The organism is Peribacillus sp. RS7 (assembly GCF_041956845.1).
Taxonomy (GTDB): Bacteria; Bacillota; Bacilli; order Bacillales; family DSM-1321; genus Peribacillus.
The window spans coordinates 4484458-4505428 of the sequence record NZ_CP168135.1; the positions used below are offsets into that span (position 1 = coordinate 4484458).

The window sequence follows — 20971 nt, forward strand, 5'->3', positions numbered from 1 at the left end:
CCATAATATTACCATATACTAAAAGTTTACATAGGTGATTTCAGGTCCCATGTTTTAGGAGGACGGGTTTATGGAAGCAAAATATTGCAAAGAATCAAGGGTGATAAGAACGAGTCGTATATTTCCGAATGATGTGAACAATCATAATACATTATTTGGCGGCCGATTAATGAGTGACGTCGATCAAGTGGCATCGATTTCTGCAGCACGTCATAGTCGAAGTGAATGTGTAACTGCTTCAACAGATTCAGTTGACTTTTTACATCCCATTCGTACAACGGATTCAGTTTGTTTTATATCTTATGTGGCATGGACAGGCACTTCTTCAATGGAGGTATTTGTAAAAATTATTGCTGAAGATTTAAAAAGCAGTGTACGTAGAATTGCAGCGACTGCTCTATTAACATTTGTTGCACTTGATGAACAAAAACGTCCAACACGTGTTCCAAAAGTTATTCCGGAGACAGAAGAAGAAAAAAAATTACATGAAACGGCATTAGATCGAGCAAAAATGCGGAACCAGAGAAAACAAAAAAGCAAAGATGTGGCTACGTTTTTAAATGTAGATTATCCTTAACTTTCATATAGAAGATAAAACTTATAACCTACGAGGTGAAAGAAGGTAAGAGGCAATCCTTATCAATATCGATCAAGCTGAAAATCCGGACAATAAGCAAAGTGAAGTATTTGATTTACTAAGTTCAATCCAGTTTATTATAAAAAAAGTAATTCAAAAGTTAGATAACATTGTACGAGTTACTGAAAGAACCTGTTCGAATGGGTGATGAATAAGTAAAAGTTTTCACCGGCTATCGATCTCAACAAAATGATGGAGTTGAGCCTTCCGTTTTCACCCAGAAGTAACTGCTTTATCCATGTTTGATGGAGGAAAAGATCCCCCCGAACATGTCCTCTTCTGAAAGTTTTTTTATTATAGAAGTCCTTCGTTATGGTGCCAAAACCACTCGATGGAAACATAGAGCTATTTTTGCAATAAAGTTAATTTTGAATTGTATTGTTCTTTTTATGTCCAAGATAGTTCTACGGATAATAAATAAATATATATAGGCTAGTACCCGTACTTTTAATTTGATATATAGGAAAATCATTCCTAAAACTGGGCAAAAGTCAATGCCGGCCGCAATACACACATAGACTACTATTTTGTAGGGTATGTGTGTATTTTTTATGTGAAGGAAATATAAAAATGAATGTTCTTTAGAGGATTGTGAAGAATTCGCGGCAATCTTTGATTCCACTCCTAGTGATGTCAATGGTAATGGTTTGGTGACCCGATCGTTATGCGGAAGAATAAATTACAAGTTAAAGTGGAAGTAATTTATTTTATAAATACTTTATTACTTGCACAGTTATAATAAAATTGCCGTTCGTACATGCAATCTAAGCGAGGTTAAGAAGCGATTAACCGAAATATATATCCTAAGAATAACCTCGATAGAATATTGAATAAAAAATAATCCAAAAACATCATTAAGTAAATTACTGACTTTCTGTAAAATCTTTGAAAACTTTGTTTGTGGAAAATTATTAAATATTTTCCTTTACAGAGGAGATACTACCAAGAGACAAAGGTTAGAAAGGAAGACAGTATGGATCATATACAAATGGCCCGTGCGATGTTCGGGACGAATATGGCTGTACATATCATATTTGCAACGATCGGCGTCGGGTTGCCGATGATGATGTTGGCCGCGGAATTGATGTATCAAAGGACAAAGGATTTACAGTATGTTGTCATGGCTAAACGCTGGACCAAAACATTAGGGGTTTTACTTGGGGTCGGGATTCCGACCGGTACGATTGCGGGTGTACAATTGTCACTATTATGGCCTGGATTCATGGAAGTGATTGGGCGTGTCATGGCGCTTCCGTTCCAAATCGAGATTTATGCATTCATGGTTGAAGCGTTGTTCATGTCGATCTATGTGTATGCTGCTGAAAAAATCAAGCCATGGGCGCGAATCGTGAGTTTATTCTTTGTTGCATTCGGAGCAATGGCTTCGGCTGTTTTGATATCGAATGTCCATGCTTTTGAAGGGACACCTGCTGGGTTCCGGTTTGAAAATGGGGAAATCGTCGATGTCGACCCTTGGGCGGCATTTTTTAACCCAAGTTTCTTAGTGACTGCAGGACATACGGCCCTGACTGCTTATACTACAGGAGCGTTTGTCGTAGCGGCAGTTGCAGCCTATAAGATGCTGAAAAATAAATATGGGACTACTGAATTTAATTTTCACCAGAAAGCACTCAGGCTCAGTATTGTATTAGGTTTGGTTTTTTCTTTTTTGACGGCACTGAATGGTCATGCGACTACACAGCATTTATATAGGGAACAGCCAGAAAAATTGGCGGCGGCAGAAGGATTGTTCGAAACAAAGGACCATGCTGGACTTACCTTATTCGGTTATACAGATAGGGAAGCCCAGGAAGTGAAGTATGGGATTGAATTTCCATGGGTGCTAAGCTTCCTATCTGGAAATAGTTTCGATACGGTCGTAACGGGTTTGAATGATTTTCCAGAAGAGTATTGGCCGCCACTTTATGTCCATATCTTATTCAACGCCATGGTCCTCATTGGTTCAGGTTTAATTGCGTTAGCACTGTTTGCATTGGTTTGGAATAAGTGGCTGAAAAAGGAGACTTATCCGAGATGGATTCTCTGGCTGTTTGTTGCTGCAGGGCCGCTTTCGGTGATATCAATCGAATGCGGTTGGATTTTTGCTTGTACAGGCAGGCAGCCATGGACGATATACAGGATGCTGACCACAGAGGACTCAGTCACCTCGTACGAAAACCTTGGATTTCTTTTCACGATGTTCATTCTTGTATATATCATTTTATGCGTTTCGGTCGTGTTTACACTTTTGTATTATTTCAAACGACATTCCGTGATGGATGATATATATAAAGCCGAACAGAAAGATGTAAGGCTTTTCGATTCGAATTCATAAAGGGGGAGGGAAGGCGAATGAGTGATGCTCTTCTTGCAATAACACTGGTGTGGGGCTTTATTTTTCTTTATGCCATCATGGCCTCCATGGATTTTGGCGCTGGCTTCTGGGCAATGACTTACATTAAAAAGGAGGAAACGAATGCTACGAAGATAGCGAATAGCTATTTATCACCGACTTGGGAGGTGACTAATACTTTTGTCGTTGGTCTTGTCATTGCGATTTACAGTTTATTTCCAGGTGCGGTTTTTCCGATCGGGGTAGCTTTGATCGTTCCCGCGAGCCTGATTTTGGTCCTGCTATGCATTAGGAGTGCTTTCTTGGTTTTCTCGCATAGCGTAGACAAATATGAAAAAGCGTTAACGTATATATCAGGATTAACGGGATTGATCATACCCGGACTATTAATCAGCGTATTGCCAATCACCCACCTGGGATTTGTCGAGGGCGTGAGAGGGAATGAAGAATTGAATCTTTCGAGACTTTTCACGAGCCCGAATGAGTATGCATTTGTGGGGTTTGGGATTATGAGCACGCTTTTTTTATCATCTTTGCTCCTATCTGATTACTCAAAACAGGCTGATGAAATGAAAGCATACAAAATATACCGCAGGGATGCGATGATAACGGGACCGCTTATGTTAGCCATGGCTCTGCTGGTAATGCTCACGTTAAAAAATGAAGCGTATTGGATCTACGAAGGGATGATGAGAAACTCTGCATTATTACTCGTCTCGCTCGTCTTTTTCATCATTAGCGGGGTAGCTCTGTACCTGCCCTATTTTTCTAAGCAGGAGGTTAAAGGGATGCCTCGCCTCGCCGTAATAGCGATTATCATTCAGTATTTGATCGGCAGTTATGTGTATGGAATCGCACATTTACCCTATATCATTTATCCGAATGTCACGATTCTTTCGGGATTTACCGACCCGACTTCATTCCGTGCCGTTTTTGCCACATATATCGTGGGCTTTGCGATATTAGTGCCAGGTTTCTATTATTTCTGGTCCATCTTCATGAAAGATCAGCGTCGAAAGTTCAAACGGCGCCAAATGTCAAATTAGTTCATCTTGGAAAAGAGAGGTTATCACTATGAAAAAGTTATATCTGCTAAAATATGCGGTTTTAGTCATCTCACTCTTTTTGAGCTATCAAGCGGTTGAAGCACATGATAAGAATTTTCAGGTCGATGGCACATATATTTCAACAAAAAGGGATGTAACAGGTGACCAGAAAATAGACATCATCCAGATTCAGGGGTTGCCTTATGAGGAAGGAAGCAAGTTTCTGAAGAAAATTGAGTTAAGCGTTGAAAGCAATCGCCGTACAATCAGTGTCCCGCTTGACGCAGGGTATAAACCTGATCTCAAGGTTGCGGACTTGAATAATGACGGGGTCCAGGATGTATTGGTCACGGTTTTGATGGAAGGCAAGGACCGTTTGATAACCAGTTACGCCTATACGTTTAAAGATGGAAAAGTTAAGGAATTGGAAGTACCTCCATCCGTTCCCGTAATGGCCCAATTTCTAGACGGATACAAAGCGGAAATCAGAATTGAAGGGCAAAAGCCAGTGGTGATTGATGTCAGTTCCAGAAAACAAACGTATGATGAATTGGGCATTTATCGTAATGGAAAGCTTAATGAACCTACCGAGCTTTTGGTTGATCCATACTCTTCACTGGACCTCAAGACCGTTTTGGGAAAAGGAAAGGGGCTTATGGGAATCCAAAATGTGAAAGGGTCCGATGAACGTGATCCGATATTTGAGATTAAATCAGTCTGGAATTATAACCATGGATGGAAGCTTGTAAAAGCCCAGGTAAAACCAGTCAAGGCAAAAAATAATAAATAATCAGTGTGATTGGTAAACGGATAATTTGAATGAATCATTGTTCAGGCATATCTTACTTAAATAAAGTAAGTTGACAGCTCTTGGTTTTGAGGGCTGTTTTTTTGTTTATAATTAAAAATTGACAATTTTTAAATATTTGGTAAAATCTAAATAAATCCAATTAACTACATAGCAACACTCTTTATGTTGTTGAATGTAAGCGGATACAAATAGGGGGTGCAGTCTTACGGAGTTAAAAGAAAAAATAATTGAAACATCGTTGACACTCTTCGATCAGCATGGTTTTCATGGTGTCTCCGTTAACGAAATCGTTAAGGCATGCGGAACTAGCAAGGGTGGTTTTTATCACCATTTCTCTTCCAAAGATGAGCTCTTATTTGTCATTCATGATTACTTTATTTCATATGTTTTAACAAAAGCACAAGAAGCCATTTCAGCAAGTACCCATCCAACAGAAAAAATGCAAAAGATCATTCAATCATTCGTTAAAGTTTTTGACCTCTATAAACCACACATCTCAGTTTTCTATCAAGAAAGCATTTACTTAAAGCCACCTTATGTTGAAGCAATTAAAAAAAAGCGTCAAATGTATAAGGAAATCATTTTTTCCGTCATCAAAGAAGGTATTGATAAGGGAGTGTTCCGCAGTGAATTGCCTGTTGAAATAACCGGGATGTCGATTCTGGGCATGGTGAACTGGTCCTACAAATGGTACAAAAGGGACGGCGGAAAAACAATCGATGAAATCGGTGATATCTACGTAGATTTAATTCTCCAGGCATTATTGACAGATAAACAAAAGAAAGCGGAAATAACTCAGCCATTTTTACTGAAAAACCAAATGGTTGCGGATTAAACAGAAAATTTGACTTGTACAGACCAACTAGTCGGTCTTAAAAGGAAGGGGAATGAACAAATGGATTTCTCACTTACAAAAGAACAACAGATGATTAAGGAAATGGTTAGGGAATTTGCCGAAAAGGAAATTAAACCAATTGCGATAGAATTGGATGCCAAGTCGATGTTTGCGGAGGATGTATTCAAAAAAATGGGGAAACTTGGGTTGCTTGGAATTCCGTTCCCCGAAGAATATGGCGGCTCGGGCGGAGATACGATTTCGTATGCCATTGCCGTTGAAGAGATTGGCAAGGCATGCGGGGGAACCGGCTTAAGCTATGCAGCAGCCGTTTCACTTGGGGCAAGTCCAATTTACTATTTTGGAACCGAAGAACAGAAGCAAAAATATCTCGTTCCAATCACGACAGGTGAAACTCTGGCAGCATTCGGGTTAACAGAGCCCAATGCGGGTTCGGATGCTGGGGGTACGAAAACGACTGCTGTATTAGAAGGTGATGAATATGTGATTAATGGCGAGAAAACATGGATAACCAATGCCAGCTATTCAAGAACCATCACCGTTACCGCTGTATCTGGTAAGGATTCCCGGGGCAAGAACATCATCTCTGCATTCATCGTGCCAACGGATACAGAAGGACTTACGATCAATAGCAATTATGAAAAAATGGGAGTTCGAGCTTCCAATACGTGTGAAATCATTCTTGATAATGTCCGCGTGCCAAAGAAAAATTTATTGGGAGATCCAGACAAAGGGTTCAAACAATTTTTATTCACGCTGGATGGCGGCAGGATTTCGATTGCAGCTTTGGCCGTCGGCATCGCACAAGCAGCCTTTGACAAGGCTTTAGCTTTTTCAAAAGAGCGCATTCAATTCGGTAAATCCATTTCAAGTTTCCAGGCGATTCAATTCAAGCTTGCAGACATGGCGATGGAAATTGAATTGGCTAGGAATATGGTATATAAGGCAGCATGGTTAAAAGACAACAAAAAACCTTTTGCAAAGGAAGCGGCATACGCCAAGCTTTTTGCTAGTGAGACCGCGTTCCGTGCCAGCAATCAAGCGATTCAAATACATGGCGGTTCTGGCTACATGCGCGAATATGAAGTGGAACGCTATTTAAGAGATGCTAAGTTATTGGAAATTGGGGAAGGCACATCCGAAATTCAAAGAATCGTAATCGCCAGACAATTAGGCTGTTAATCTTTTTGGAACGCAAAATGAACAATGATGCTAGGGTTCATTTAGGTGAAAAGCAGATGTTATCTATACAGCAAAAAGCGTTCATCCTTACTTTTATTTGATAGGAGGAGTATGATGTCCGATTTGCTAGATGTTACTATCGGGAAACTGCTTGAAAAGGCAGCTGAACAGTATGGTGATAATGAAGCTGTGGTTTACCATGAACTTGGCCTTCGCCATTCGTATCGCGAATTTGAAAAGATTTGCCGAAAGGCAGCCCGGGGGTTCATGTCACTCGATATTGAAAAAGGGGAACATATCGCCATTTGGGCGTCCAATAAACCGGAATGGCTTATATCCCAATTTTCCACCGCGAAAATGGGCGGGGTGCTGGTTACGGTCAATACTAATTACCGTACAAGTGAACTGGAATACCTGCTTAAGCAATCGGATTCGACGACGATTATCCTGATGGAACAATATAAGGATCATTCCTATATAGAAACGCTGTATGAAATCGTACCTGAATTGAAAAATGCAGAACCGGGAAAATTACAATCTGAGAAACTGCCAAAATTGAAAAATATCATCGTTTTAGGCGAAACGCGTTATCCCGGCACGTTTTCCTGGGATGAAATCATTAGTGGGAGCGAATTCATTTCGGAGGAGTCGCTGGACTTGAGGATGGGGGAATTGGGTCCAAGTGATGTGATTAATATGCAATATACATCAGGGACGACAGGATTTCCAAAAGGTGTGATGCTAACGCATTCAAACTTGGTCAACAACGGATTGAATGTTGCGGAATGCATGAAGCTTACCAAGGATGACCGGCTTTGCATCCCCGTTCCGTTTTTTCATTGTTTCGGCTGTTCCCTTGGTACGATGGCCTCTGTTACTGTAGGGGCAACAATGGTGCCCATCGTGGAATTCAATCCACGCGCAGTCCTTCAGGCCGTTGAATCCGAAAAATGTACGGCACTTCATGGTGTACCGACGATGTTCATCGCTGAACTTAATCTCGATGACTTCGACCAGTATGATTTACGTTCGTTGCGGACTGGAATCATGGCAGGCTCAACATGCCCGATCGAAGTCATGAAAAGTGTGGTGAATAAGATGGGGATCTCGGAAATTACGATTACTTATGGTCAAACGGAATCATCTCCAGGAATTACGATGACGAGAACGGATGACCCAATCGAACTTCGTGTTTCCTCAGTGGGTAGGGCCTTGCCGAAAGTGGAAGTGAAAATTATCGATCCAGCTACTGGGGAAGAAGTCCAGCGGGGCAAACAGGGGGAACTTTGTTCAAGGGGATACCATGTGATGAAGGGATATTATAATAACTCGGAAGCTACTGAGCAGGCGATTGACCGGGAAGGCTGGCTTCATACGGGAGATTTAGCGGTGATGGACGAAAATGGTTATTGCAAGATTACAGGTCGGCTGAAAGATATGATCATTCGCGGAGGGGAAAATATATATCCCCGTGAGATAGAAGAATTCCTCTATCAACATCCTGCAATAGTCGATGTACAGGTACTCGGCGTTCCAGATCAAAAGTATGGGGAAGAGGTAGCGGCATGGATCATTTTGAAAGCGGGAGAAACCCTTACGGAGAAAGAATTGATTGAGTATTGCAAAGGGAAAATATCTTTTCATAAAATTCCCCGATACTTTCAATTTACCGATGCTTATCCAATGACTGCATCCGGAAAAATCCAAAAGTATAAGCTTCGGGAACAAACTCTTGACCTACTATCGGAACGCACTAAATAAGGAGGATATCGAATGATTCGAAAAATTCTTATCGCAAACAGAGGAGAAATAGCATCACGTATTATTCGTACATGCAAGAAGATGGGAATACTTACTGTCGCCGTCCATTCGGAAGCAGATTCGGATTCGCCATTTGTGGGATTGGCAGATGAAGCATATTTATTGGGTGGTTCAAGAGTACAGGAAAGCTATTTGAACGTCGAAAAGATTTTGGAACTCGCTAAAGAAACCGGAGTCGATGCCATTCATCCAGGTTACGGATTTCTTAGTGAAAATGCAGATTTCGCCCGTTCTTGCGAAGAAGCCGGCTTGATATTCATTGGTCCCAAACCAGAGGTCATCCAGCAGATGGGGAATAAAGTCGAGGCAAGGAAAAAGATGGAGGAAGCTGGACTTCCATTGGTTCCAGGATTTTCACGTCCATTAATTGATAGTGCAGAAGCGGCAGCAGTTGCCGAAAGGATTGGATATCCAGTCATGTTAAAAGCAGCGGCGGGCGGCGGGGGAATCGGCATGCAGGCCGTTGCCGATGAAGATGAACTTTCCAAAGCCTTCGAAGGGAACCAAAAACGTGCCCAATTGTTTTTTGGCAATGGAGATATGTTCATTGAAAAATTGATAGAAAAACCTCGTCATATCGAAATTCAAGTATTGGCGGATTCCTTTGGGAATGCTGTTTACTTATGGGAAAGGGAATGCTCCGTTCAAAGGCGTCACCAGAAGGTCGTGGAAGAAGCTCCCTCTTCTTTCCTGGACGAAGAAACAAGAAACAGGATGGGAATGGCTGCAGTGAAAGCGGTAAAATCCATTGGTTATAGCAATGCGGGTACCCTCGAATTTTTAGTTGATGCGGATAAAAATTTCTATTTCCTGGAAATGAATACACGCCTTCAGGTTGAGCATCCTGTCACCGAAGAAATTACGGGACTGGATTTAGTCGAGCAGCAAATTAACATAGCGTCAGGCAACAAACTGGAATTCACACAAGCAAAGATTAAAAAGGATGGACACTCCATTGAAGTGCGCATATATGCTGAAGATCCGAAAACCTTTTACCCAGCACCGGGGAAAATCACCAGCATGGAACTTCCAGAAGGTGAGGGGATCCGTCATGAATTGGCGGTTCATGGAACTTCCGTCGTCTCGCATTTCTATGATCCGATGATCGCCAAATTGGTAGCGAGCGGCGATTCGAGGGATAAAGCAATCGAGAGATTAAGAGAAGCGCTGGAAAGCTATAACATAGAAGGAATTAAAACAAACCTTCCATTGCTGAGGGAAATAATTTCTCATGAAGCTTTTTCCCAAGGGGATACGACTACGGATTTCATTGGGAAATATATTAAAAAATTGACTGTATAACGCATATTTTTAAAACATTAATGATCTGGGGGAATATAAGATGGCAGAATTAAAGGCGAGCATGGCAGGAAGCGTTTGGAAGATCGTAGCGAACGAGGGGCAAAGTGTAACCGAGGGACAGGATATCATTATCTTGGAATCCATGAAAATGGAAATCCCGATTGGAGCTGAGGATGCCGGCACCATCAAAGAACTTAAAGTGAATGAGGGGGATTTTGTAAATGAGGGCGATGTATTGGCCGTCATTGAATAAAGGGACGGAGGGGTAAGATGAATTGGCCCGAAAAGGTGATAATTAAGGAAGTCGGTCCGCGTGATGGGCTACAAAATGAAAAGGTCATCATACCTACGCGAAGCAAAATCGATTGGATCGACCATCTTTCTGATACAGGACTATCTTATATAGAAGTCACTTCTTTTGTACATCCAAAGTGGATTCCTCAATTGAGTGATGCCGTTGAGGTGGCTAAGGGAATTAAGCGCAATCCCGGTATCACTTATGCTGCCCTTGTACCCAATCAAAGGGGACTTGAGTCGGCGCTTGAGGCTAATATCGATGAAATTTCAGTGTTCATGTCATCCAGTGAAACTCATAATCTTAAAAATATCAATAAATCGATTTCCGATACCTTTCCAGTATTGAAGGATGTCATCGGGACAGCAGCAAAAAGCGGGAAAACGGTTAGGGGTTATGTTTCAACCGTTTTCGGCTGTCCTTATGAAGGGGAGGTTTCAACCGAACAGGTTTTCCGTGTTTGTGATCAACTTTTTGAATACGGGATCAATGAGGTCTCATTGGGTGATACCATCGGGGTTGCATCTCCAAGACAGGTTGCCTTGTTCCTTGAACAGGCTGTTAAACGATATGATATCAGCCAAATTGCCCTCCATTTTCATGATACAAGGGGCATGGCACTCGCTAATGTACTCGAATCACTGAATTATGGAGTGGTCACTTTCGACTCTTCGCTCGGTGGTTTAGGGGGATGCCCGTATGCACCAGGTGCGAGCGGCAATGTGGCAACGGATGACCTGATTCATATGCTTCATAATATGGGAATACACACGGGAATCAATCAAGAAAAACTAACTAAGGCTGCGACCATGATGCAAAGCTTTTTGGAAAAGCCATTGCCTAGCCATCAAATGGCTGTATATAACGCGGAAAAAGAAAATTGAGGTGGAATTTATGACTTCATTAGTTGAGATCAGTCATGAGGAAAAGGGAATTGCCATCGTGACTTTGAATCGTCCGGATGCTGCCAATGCATTATCCACGGAATTGCTTCATTGCTTAATCGAAGGGTTGGATGAACTGAAAAGGGATTCCAATTTACGAACCGTCATATTAACGGGAGCAGGGGATAAGGCGTTTTGTGCAGGTGCTGACCTTAAGGAACGAGCTGGGATGAATGATGATAAAGTCAAGGAAACAGTCAAGCTGATCGGTGAGACGATTACGGCTGTAGAAAACCTTCCAGTCCCAGTCATCGCTGCAATTAACGGCTCGGCTTTTGGCGGAGGGCTGGAGTTGGCTCTAGCTTGTGACATACGCATCGCATCGGAAACGGCAAAGGTGGGACTGACGGAAACGGCATTAGGAATCATCCCGGGCGCCGGCGGTACTCAGCGCCTGCCGCGAATAGTCGGAATACCTACAGCTAAAGAACTGATTTATACAGCAAGGAGATTGGACGCAAAAGCAGCACATGCCTTGAAAATCATCAGTCATGTATATCCGCCCCAACAATTACTTAAGGAAGCGAAAAAACTGGCTGGGGAAATTGCGGGCAATGCCCCATTAGCACTCAGGGCAGCAAAAGCGGCGATCAATCAAGGGGCTGATACCGACTTGAACACAGGATTGCAAATTGAAAAAGACTGCTATCAGACAACCTTAAAAACCCGCGACCGACTAGAGGGTCTGTCAGCATTCAAGGAAAAGCGCAAACCGGTATTTACGGGTAAATGATTTCAATTGAAGGAGGAACATGAATGGTAACGACGGATAAACTAACCGAAACGGTTGAAACGATTAAAAAAGGCGGTTTAGAAAAATATCATCAAAAAAATGCTGAAAAAGGAAAGCTTTTCGTACGTGAACGGCTAGAGCTTCTATTCGATGAAGGGGTCGAAATAGAGGACGCTTTCTTTGCGAATTGTTCCAGTGATGGCCTTCCCGCAGATGGTGTAGTTACAGGTATCGGGAAAATCAATGGTCAGAGGGTCTGTGTCATGGCCAATGATTCGACGGTAAAGGCCGGTTCCTGGGGAGCAAGGACAGTCGAGAAAATCATTCGCATTCAGGAAACAGCTGATAAATTACAGTTGCCCCTCCTTTATTTAGTCGATTCTGCCGGTGCTCGAATCACGGATCAGGTAGAAATGTTTCCGGGACGCCGCGGTGCAGGACGAATCTTTTACAACCAAGTGAAGTTATCGGGAAAAGTCCCGCAAATTTGTCTATTGTTCGGTCCGTCTGCGGCGGGTGGGGCATATATTCCAGCTTTTTGTGACATTGTCGTAATGGTTGAGGGAAATGCATCCATGTACTTAGGTTCACCGAGAATGGCAGAAATGGTCATTGGCGAAAAGGTGAGCGAAGAGGAAATGGGCGGGGCGAAAATGCACTGTTCTGTTTCAGGGTGCGGGGATGTGCTTGTTAAGTCGGAAGAAGAATCCATCGCGTTTGCACGCCGTTACTTAAGCTATTTTCCAGGAAATTATCAAGAAAAGCCTAAAGCCACAAAGCCTGAGCTGCCTGCGGATTTCGAAAAAACATTGGAAGAACTGATTCCAAAAAATCAGAATGCAGCCTTTAATATGTATGACCTGATCGATAGAATCATAGACAGGCAATCGTTTTGTGAAATCAAGAAGCTATTTGCTCCTGAATTAATTACTGGGCTTGCAAGGCTAAATGGGCAAACAATCGGGATCATTGCCAATCAGCCGCGAGTCAAGGGCGGCGTCCTGTTCCATGATTCAGCCGATAAGGCAGCCAAGTTCATCAATTTATGTGATGCTTTCCATATACCGTTGTTGTTCCTGGTGGATATTCCTGGATTCATGATTGGGACGAAGGTCGAACGGGCAGGCATCATTCGCCATGGTGCGAAAATGATATCGGCCATGAGTGAAGCCACGGTCCCAAAAATTTCAGTCATTGTCCGTAAGGCTTATGGGGCTGGACTTTATGCGATGGCCGGTCCCGCTTTTGAACCGGACTGCGTTCTTGCCTTACCGACGGCATTGATTGCGGTCATGGGGGCAGAAGCTGCGGTCAATGCAGTCTATGCCAATAAAATCAATGCGATGGAACCAGAAGAGCGCCCGGCATTCATCGAACAGAAGCGCAATGAATACAATGAAGACATTGATATCTACCGCTTAGCCTCCGAGATGATTGTTGATGGCATCATCCAGCCAAATGACCTGCGTGATGAATTGTGCGCCAGGTTTGAAGCATATAGCAGTAAACAATTGACATTCACCGATCGTAAACATGGAGTCTATCCAGTCTAATTAATTCAAAAAAAAGCCCGGTCATGATGACCGGGCTTTTTATCTTGTGTTAAAATAAATGACTTTTCAAATAATAAGAAAAATTTTTTCCATTTAGAGTTGCTAAATCACACAAGGAAGAGTACTATAATTAGTAATTAATGATTTACTAATTACTTGATCCCATACTTAGTGAAAGAAAGTGAGAGTTGCCATGGTTCAGCAGGAAAAAAAGAAATATATTACTCCAGATGGATACACAGCTGATATTGCGATCTTTACTATAACTTCGAAGAAAACGGCAGAGAAAGCCCCGCCTGAAATGTTTTTGAAGCTATTATTAATCAAACGCGCAACAAAAGATAAAGAAGGACGCCCAAATGTCGAAGGAGATAAATGGGCTTTGCCCGGAGGCTTTGTCAATGCTTTCGAGACTGCCTATGAAGCAGCTAAACGAGAATTAAAAGAAGAAACGGGCGTAGCTGGATTCCATGTCAAGCATTTCGGGGTCTATGACCGGCCAGGACGCGATCCCAGGGGATGGATCATATCCAATGCTTTTTATGCAATTGTCCAGGAAGAGTATCTTCATCAAAGAAAAGCGAATGACGATGCAGCCGAGGTTGAATTGTTCACGATACAGGAAGCCTTACGATTAGAGCTTGCATTTGATCATCATACAATCATTAACGATGCGATGAACTTAATGAAAAAAGAAATGGTGCAAACGACGATAGCCCAAAAATTCCTGCCGGATGAATTTACTCTTTCTGAACTGCAACGGGTTTTGCTGACAGCTAGAGATGATGCAAAAATCAGCGCAGACTCACTTTTTTATGCTAAAGCCCCTAAACTCCCGTTCTTGGAGAAAGTCTTGGATGAAAAGGGTATGCAGAAGAAAACGAAACGTAATTCATATCGGCCTTCACAACTTTACCGATTTAATGCAGAGGTTGTCATGGACTCTATTTATTACTAAGGGGGAATAGTGAAATGGGTAAAAAGGCATTGATCAATATCGATTATACGTATGACTTTGTGGCAGACGGGGGTTCATTGACCTGCGGGAAGCCAGGCCAGGATATCGAGAAGGCACTTGTCAGCATAACAAAGGAATTTATCAAACAAGGCGAATACACAGTCTTCGCGATTGACTTACATGAAGAAGGAGACCGCTTACATCCTGAATCGAATTTGTTTCCACCGCATAATATTAGCGGTACAATGGATAGAGACCTATATGGGGCGTTAAAAGAAGAGTATGAAACAAATAAAAATCAAAAGAATGTTCATTATATAGATAAAACGCGTTATTCGGCATTTGCAGGAACGGACCTAGATATCCGCCTAAGGGAACGCCACATTACTGATGTATATTTAGTCGGGGTTTGTACAGATATCTGTTTATGAATACTAGGAATCGGATATTTGTTCAAACCCTTATATAGTAGGGGTTTTCAGGGTGTATACTTCAATAAAAATTTATTAGAATTTGAAGTCATATCGTTAGTAATAAATGACTCATAACAGACCCTGTTTTCTACTACAACATGTGCACCCAAAAAATCCATGTTGTAGTAGAGTTGTAGTAGTAGTGGGATAACAGTAGTATACGTTAACGAAAGGAATTGTACATATATTTATTGTAGTTAGAGAGAATATGGTTCCTAAGCGGCAACGGTAAACGCTTCAATCCAAGCTATAGATTAAGTTCTTATAGGGTATTACAATCTCTATAACATTAGAGGATGCTGGAATATTAAAAAAGACAGATGATGATAAGTTTAGTTTTTTTTCAAAATTTTCTAAATGATACATTCCTCTCGCCACGTTCTATCCCACCAATATATGAATATTGAATTTCAGTTATACGCTAATTGTTCTTGCTCACCCTTTAAGCATGAAAATGACAGATGCTATCTCCAAGATTTGTTAGTGAACCCCTAAAATATTATGTCCACAATAATTATCCGGACTCCAAATCTATTAAAACATGCTGAATACGTTCTACATTTAATATCCATACTTTATTCCCAAAAGGGATACATTATAGATTAAGCTGCCAATTAATGGTGGCTTTTTTCGTTTTGATTTTTTTAGAGTAAAGTTATAAAGACTTAAAACGCCCTAATTAGGCTATTTTTATGATGTTTTTGTGAAAAATAATAATTTTATTAAAAAAGGTTAAGTCTCCCCTAGTTTTATATTATACAAATCGGATTTAATTCAAACACCTTAGTCAACTAAGAGAATTAAATCAAGAATGGGGATAAATAAAATGACTGTAAGTAAATCAGCAGGAGAATTGAAATTGATAAATGGCGATGTATTTAATGAAATAAAAAAAATTGAAAGTAATTCTATTCATTTAATCTGTACGGATCCACCATATTTTATTTCTAGAAAGACGAATTTTAAAAGTGGCGGCGGTGACCAAAAAAAATATGGTTCAATTTCAATGGAATTTGGTGAATGGGATTTAGAAGAGAATAGCTTAAATTGGTTTTCTCTATTACAAGAATTTAAAAGAGTACTAGTTCCAGGTGGATCAATGGTCATTTTTTACGATATTTTTAAAATGAATGATATTTCAAAAGTTGCGGAAAATCTGAAATTGAAACAACCAAGAATAGGGTCTTGGGAAAAAACCAATCCGGTCCCAATTAATGCGAAAGTAAATTATTTGACAAACTCAAGAGAATATTTTATTTCCTATACAAAAGGGACAAAAAGAACGTTTAATTCTTATTATGATAGGGCTTATTATGAAGCACCTATAGTTAGTGGGAAAGTAAGATTTCACCCTTGTCAAAAGCCGGTTTCTGTTCTCGAAAAAATTATTGCAACTCATACCAACGATGGGGAAACAGTATTAGATTGTTTTATGGGATCAGGTTCAACAGGACAGGCGGCTATAAATCTCAATCGGAATTTTATTGGATTCGAATTAGATAATACCTACTTTAATGGAGCATTGATTGCTTTGAATAAAGATACGGAAAGTTAAAAGGTGTTGTTGCTGCTAAAACCTTCTGAAGACATCGGATTAAACCTCTTGTGACAATTAGGAATTTGAATACTAAAGGCTTTAATCTTAACGATCCGAGTTAAACACCGTTTCCGGCGGTGTTTTTATTTTGGATAAGAATGTTGATCTGGGAAAGTAGGGTAATTAAGGAAAATTATTTTATGTATAATTAAGACAGTTGTTCTGTAATGTAAATTATAGAATGAATGGAGATGTTCAAAGTCTATTCGTGACAGAGGAATTATAAAGTGCCAGGCAGACAACCGTTATGGGGGGATATTTCAGAATTTAACGAGAATTATCTTCAGACAAAAATAAAACATTCAGGTCACTTAAAGGAAGAGAGGACCTGTCCAAATGACTAATGATGATTTTTATATGGAAGTAGCTATAAAAAATGCTCGAGCAATGAAAGGCCAGACAGATCTCAATTCATTAGTAGGTTCTGTGATTGTTAATGATAACCGTATGGTGGGAATGGGAGCCCATCTGAAAGGAGGTGAACCACATGCCGAAATCCATGCCCTTCGGATGGCTGGTAATCAAGCAAAGAATGGAACCATTTACGTCACACTTGAGCCCTGCTCTCATCACGGAAGAACAGGACCATGTGCGGGTAGATATTGTAAGCCGGGATTCAGAAGGTAGTGATTGCTACGCTTGATCCCAATCCTGTTGTTTCTGGTAATGACATTATGATTCTTCAAGACGCCGGATTTGAAAGTCAATTGATTGATAAAGCCGTGCTCTATATTGCTCCCAAATTAATTGGCGGGCAGCAAGCCCCTACCTTGCTAGAAGGAACGGGAATTAAGAAAATGGGAGAGGCAGTAGAGTTAACAGATGTAACGGTTGAAAGTGTGGGGAACGATTTCAAGTTTGTTGGTTACCCGGTCTATTTAAAAAAGTAGATACACCTAATAGCGATGGCTTGCTCGATAAATGAAAAATAAGGGGTTTATTAGATGAGATTTGGGCTTGATATTAAGCATACATTAATTAATTTAAGAGAATGTGCTTTTACTATTTACATGAGCTACGGCCCACTTTAACCGTTAGGTAAGTGGGCCGTAGCTCAATGTTTATTTTTTCTAGATACGCATTTTATTATTTTACGCAGAAGCTTTTGTATTTTAAAAAGTAACATAAAGCCATTACGAAAAAGGCCTCACATTGTGTGTGGCCTTGTCATCGCTTATTAAATACCATTCCAACCTAAAAATTCAGAAATCATTGCTGATCTTTCTTTTAATATATTGACAGCTTTCGAATTTTCAGAAGTATCTAATGAGTTTTCAAGACCTACGACTGTGAGTGTGGCAACTAGTTTAGATGATTGATCAAAAATAGGAGAAGCTATTGCACTTATTCCAGAAATTATAGTGCCTTTTACATAGGAGTATCCATTTGCTTTGACAAAATCAATTGTACTTTGAAATTTTTCTGAATCGACGGAAAACTCATTTAATTCTTGTTTAATTTTTTGTTCAGTCACTTTGTCTGGTAGGAATGTGGCAAACACTAGTCCAGCAGCACTTTGTGTTACTCTGACCTGTGAGCCAACTTTGATACCGATATTCACAGGTCCGTTGCTTTCTTCCCAGCTAACAAAAAATGGACCATTTTGCCCCCAAACAGCAAGTGCGACTGTTTCATTCAAGGCTTCTTTTAAATACATTAAATGTGGAGCAACAATTTCTGTAACCTTTAGCTTTTGTGAGGCTTTTAATCCTAGCCTGATGATTTCCGTTCCAAGTATATATTTCGCATCCTGATTCTTTTCCAACATTCCAGTTCTAACAAAACTGGTTAAGTAACGGTGTAGCTTACTTTTTGATGTGTCGCATAATATCGCTATTTCCGTAATGGAAAGAGGCTTTCCTGCTTCGGCAATTATTTTTAATATGTGCATACCTACTTCAATGGATTGTATCCCTTGACTTTTTGTTTCTTCCTCCAACATGATTAGTCGCCTTCTCTCTACTCGTCCTATTGAGTTAGGTCAATCTACAGACATAATCATATTTCATTGATGGTGAGCCTGTAAGTTTTGCTAATCTCTCTAAAAAACAGTATATAATAAATATCAAGATATAGAGAAGGTAAATATATAATTTTCGTTGCTTTACTAACATTTTTTAAATCGCCTGATGATCGAATTGTTGCACATGTTTTGCCCAAAAAAGATTCAGTTTTATCGTTAGTCCTCCGGGACCGAACTTTACTTTCTCATTTCCAGCTATACAATAGCTTTGACAAAAAGAAAGTACGACTTTTCGCCGATTTACTATGTGGCTTACTCCTTGTTCATAAAACCAACGATCTATGGTATTGTACACCCCTTTATTAATGTAAAAATGATCCTCACAAAGCTTTGAAAAAAGTAAATCCGGCAGATTTAATATTTCTTCAGATTTAAATTTCATCCTAAACACTCCTTCAACATGTCAACTAACAAGCTATTTATTCTTAATGAAGAAATTGCTTATTTGCTTGTTCAATATCAAGGTTTAACTGTTGGACCAACTGATCAATTGAATTAAATGTTTGTTCTTCACGAATGAAAAATAAAATGTCTACCTTTAATTGTTCTCCATAAATTTCTTGATTGAAATGGAGGATATGCACTTCGAAGGAAAGCGCTTCCTTTTTATCTTTGAAGGTTGGCCTCATGCCAATGTTCATTACCCCGTTATAATACGTATTGTCATGATGAACTTTAACCCCGTAAACCCCTTTTGGAAGGTAGGATTCAACTTCTGAGTTGACATGGAGATTGGCTGTTGGAAATCCAATGGTTCTTCCAATTTGTCGTCCGTGGATGACCTCGCCCCTTAAAATGGTTTGTGTATAGCTGTCTAGTACTTTCATCATTTCACCTACAATCTTATAATTTAGATCATTTATTTGGTGCCAAATACCCTAAAGTAGCCAACTAATTCAGCATTTTAGTCAGCTACTTTAAGGCACTATCTAGGTAAGAGAGAAAAACGTAGGTAACTACGTTTTTCTCCTTTTTGGAATTACTTAACTAAAGCTTCTTCTTGCTTAAAATGAGGCATAACACCCTTAGCAAACCGTTCCATAGCTTGCATGGTTTCTCTATGAGATAAACCTCCAAAATCGAAGTATAAGATAACCTCATCTAATCCAGTTTTTTCAATTTCCTTCAATTTCTCTGTCACATATTCCGCATCACCAACGATGATACTCTTATCACTTAAACTATCCGTGGTCATTGTCTTAAGATTCTCCACGATTTCTGCAAAATAACGAATATTTGGCGGAGCTGTAGATGGATCTTCAGGGAAAGCAGGAACTAAACCAGTAAAGTATTTTAACATCCTTTGTTTAGAGCGTTCTGCTTCTTCTTTAGTTTCTGTCACATTAATAAAGTAAGAACAACTTGCCTTTTTATCAGTGAATCCGTGTTTTTTAGAGATATCATTAAACGTATTAATTGCATTCTCCATCGTTCCGAAAACCATATTAGCAGCAAACGGAGCGAAGATAACATGTTCTCCCATTTCAGCAGCTTTTGTAATAGACGGCTCACTGAAAGCGGCTACATAAATAGGCAGATGATCTTGAACTGGTTTAGGAGTTAATTCAATCTCTGGAAAAGAGAAATGATTTCCTTGATGAGATAGAGTGCCCTGTTTCCAAGCTTTTTGAATAATATCTAAGCCTTCAAAGAAAATTTCCCGACTTTTATTAAAGTCAATCCCAAATACATCATACTCACGTTTATCATACCCACGACCTGCAGAGAAGATGGCTCTTCCATCACTTAACAAATCTAGTAAAGCATACTCCTCAGCCATGCGGATCGGATGGCTTGCAGGAAGCAATACAGTTGCAGGAGCTAATTTAATGCGTTTTGTTTTTGCAGCGATATGCCCAAGAAACATGGAGGGTGAAGGTAAAACTCCTAAAGCACTGAAGTGATGTTCTGGAACCCAAACAGAGTTAAATCCTAGATCTTCTGCATAAATACATTGTTCTGCTAAATCTAAAATCATTTGATTAGGGTCTTTTCTTGTGTTCCCATACTCGATTGGATTGTCAGTAAGAGTAAAGTAGCCTATTTTCATAATTTTCCACCTCATTATAATTTGTTAACTAATGGTGAACTATATTCACTAATAGTTATTTCTTTATCAACATATCAGAATCTCTATAAACTTGTAAATAGTTTTCTGAATTTTCCGCTAAATATTTTCTGGATTTTTTTTGAAATTTTTATTTACAGATAGAGGAATATTGATTTATTATGTATCTATGAAAACGCAAATGGTAAACGGAATTCACTATTTGTGAACAAATATATAAATAATAGTAATATTCACCTTTTCCTCATAAGGTTATTTGTTCACAACAGAAATAACATTTGCTAATCATTATTGATTAGTTATACTTTTCTGAAAATTA

At 40.0% G+C, this 20971-nt stretch carries 19 protein-coding genes and 3 pseudogenes; 18 read left to right on the top strand and 4 right to left on the bottom strand.

Going from position 1 to position 20971, the window contains the following annotated elements; translation table 11 throughout:
• The first annotated feature begins 70 nt into the window (after positions 1-70).
• From ACDZ29_RS22385 to ACDZ29_RS22470, 18 genes and pseudogenes are all read left to right on the top strand, one after another.
• A complete protein-coding gene (locus tag ACDZ29_RS22385; RefSeq protein WP_289327305.1) occupies positions 71-577 on the top strand; it encodes an acyl-CoA thioesterase in 507 nt (168 codons plus the stop codon).
• Positions 578-1610: 1033 nt separating this feature from the next.
• Positions 1611-2972, top strand: coding sequence for a cytochrome ubiquinol oxidase subunit I (locus ACDZ29_RS22390; RefSeq protein ID WP_375088697.1), 1362 nt, complete (start codon positions 1611-1613; stop codon positions 2970-2972).
• Between the two features lie 17 nt (positions 2973-2989).
• The gene (locus ACDZ29_RS22395; RefSeq protein ID WP_375088698.1) at positions 2990-4036 is read left to right on the top strand and encodes a cytochrome d ubiquinol oxidase subunit II; all 1047 of its coding nucleotides are present in this window, start codon (positions 2990-2992) and stop codon (positions 4034-4036) included.
• 28 nt (positions 4037-4064) lie between these two features.
• Complete coding sequence (locus ACDZ29_RS22400; RefSeq protein WP_375088699.1) at positions 4065-4826, top strand: hypothetical protein; 762 nt, start codon at positions 4065-4067, stop codon at positions 4824-4826.
• 259 nt (positions 4827-5085) lie between these two features.
• Positions 5086-5682, top strand: a complete 597-nt coding sequence (locus tag ACDZ29_RS22405; protein WP_375088700.1) for a TetR/AcrR family transcriptional regulator — start codon at positions 5086-5088, stop codon at positions 5680-5682.
• Positions 5683-5742: 60 nt separating this feature from the next.
• Complete coding sequence (locus ACDZ29_RS22410) at positions 5743-6885, top strand: acyl-CoA dehydrogenase (RefSeq protein ID WP_375088701.1); 1143 nt, start codon at positions 5743-5745, stop codon at positions 6883-6885.
• Positions 6886-7008: 123 nt separating this feature from the next.
• Positions 7009-8646, top strand: coding sequence for an AMP-binding protein (locus ACDZ29_RS22415; RefSeq protein WP_375091201.1), 1638 nt, complete (start codon positions 7009-7011; stop codon positions 8644-8646).
• A gap of 12 nt (positions 8647-8658) precedes the next feature.
• On the top strand, positions 8659-10008 hold the full coding sequence (locus tag ACDZ29_RS22420) for an acetyl-CoA carboxylase biotin carboxylase subunit (RefSeq protein ID WP_375088702.1): 1350 nt from the start codon (positions 8659-8661) through the stop codon (positions 10006-10008).
• A 40-nt stretch (positions 10009-10048) separates the two neighbouring features.
• Positions 10049-10261, top strand: a complete 213-nt coding sequence (locus ACDZ29_RS22425; RefSeq protein WP_289316554.1) for an acetyl-CoA carboxylase biotin carboxyl carrier protein subunit — start codon at positions 10049-10051, stop codon at positions 10259-10261.
• A gap of 17 nt (positions 10262-10278) precedes the next feature.
• Positions 10279-11187, top strand: coding sequence for a hydroxymethylglutaryl-CoA lyase (locus tag ACDZ29_RS22430; protein WP_289324924.1), 909 nt, complete (start codon positions 10279-10281; stop codon positions 11185-11187).
• Positions 11188-11197: 10 nt separating this feature from the next.
• Positions 11198-11980, top strand: a complete 783-nt coding sequence (locus tag ACDZ29_RS22435; RefSeq protein ID WP_375088703.1) for an enoyl-CoA hydratase — start codon at positions 11198-11200, stop codon at positions 11978-11980.
• A gap of 23 nt (positions 11981-12003) precedes the next feature.
• Positions 12004-13533 (top strand): acyl-CoA carboxylase subunit beta, encoded by a 1530-nt coding sequence (locus ACDZ29_RS22440; RefSeq protein WP_289324926.1) that lies wholly within the window; start codon positions 12004-12006, stop codon positions 13531-13533.
• Between the two features lie 193 nt (positions 13534-13726).
• On the top strand, positions 13727-14491 hold the full coding sequence (locus ACDZ29_RS22445) for an NUDIX domain-containing protein (protein ID WP_375088704.1): 765 nt from the start codon (positions 13727-13729) through the stop codon (positions 14489-14491).
• 14 nt (positions 14492-14505) lie between these two features.
• Positions 14506-14919 (top strand): annotated as a pseudogene (locus ACDZ29_RS22450) (cysteine hydrolase family protein); the annotation flags it as partial.
• Between the two features lie 871 nt (positions 14920-15790).
• A complete protein-coding gene (locus ACDZ29_RS22455; RefSeq protein ID WP_375088705.1) occupies positions 15791-16519 on the top strand; it encodes a DNA-methyltransferase in 729 nt (242 codons plus the stop codon).
• Positions 16520-16794: 275 nt separating this feature from the next.
• A pseudogene (locus ACDZ29_RS22460) lies at positions 16795-16905 on the top strand (GTP cyclohydrolase); the annotation flags it as partial.
• 13 nt (positions 16906-16918) lie between these two features.
• A pseudogene (locus ACDZ29_RS22465) lies at positions 16919-17262 on the top strand (bifunctional diaminohydroxyphosphoribosylaminopyrimidine deaminase/5-amino-6-(5-phosphoribosylamino)uracil reductase RibD); the annotation flags it as partial.
• Complete coding sequence (locus ACDZ29_RS22470; RefSeq protein WP_375091202.1) at positions 17236-17451, top strand: dihydrofolate reductase family protein; 216 nt, start codon at positions 17236-17238, stop codon at positions 17449-17451. The pseudogene ACDZ29_RS22465 and the gene ACDZ29_RS22470, both read left to right, overlap by 27 nt.
• A 287-nt stretch (positions 17452-17738) precedes the next feature.
• Here ACDZ29_RS22470 and ACDZ29_RS22475 read toward each other — a convergent pair whose 3' ends face one another.
• The 4 genes from ACDZ29_RS22475 to ACDZ29_RS22490 all read right to left on the bottom strand — a co-directional run bounded on the left by ACDZ29_RS22475 (position 17739) and on the right by ACDZ29_RS22490 (position 20634).
• Positions 17739-18503, bottom strand: a complete 765-nt coding sequence (locus ACDZ29_RS22475) for an IclR family transcriptional regulator (protein WP_375088706.1) — start codon at positions 18501-18503, stop codon at positions 17739-17741.
• Positions 18504-18678: 175 nt separating this feature from the next.
• Positions 18679-18966, bottom strand: a complete 288-nt coding sequence (locus ACDZ29_RS22480; protein ID WP_375088707.1) for a hypothetical protein — start codon at positions 18964-18966, stop codon at positions 18679-18681.
• A 43-nt stretch (positions 18967-19009) separates the two neighbouring features.
• Complete coding sequence (locus ACDZ29_RS22485; RefSeq protein ID WP_375088708.1) at positions 19010-19411, bottom strand: riboflavin kinase; 402 nt, start codon at positions 19409-19411, stop codon at positions 19010-19012.
• A gap of 152 nt (positions 19412-19563) precedes the next feature.
• A complete protein-coding gene (locus tag ACDZ29_RS22490) occupies positions 19564-20634 on the bottom strand; it encodes an LLM class flavin-dependent oxidoreductase (protein ID WP_375088709.1) in 1071 nt (356 codons plus the stop codon).
• Positions 20635-20971 lie beyond the last annotated feature (337 nt).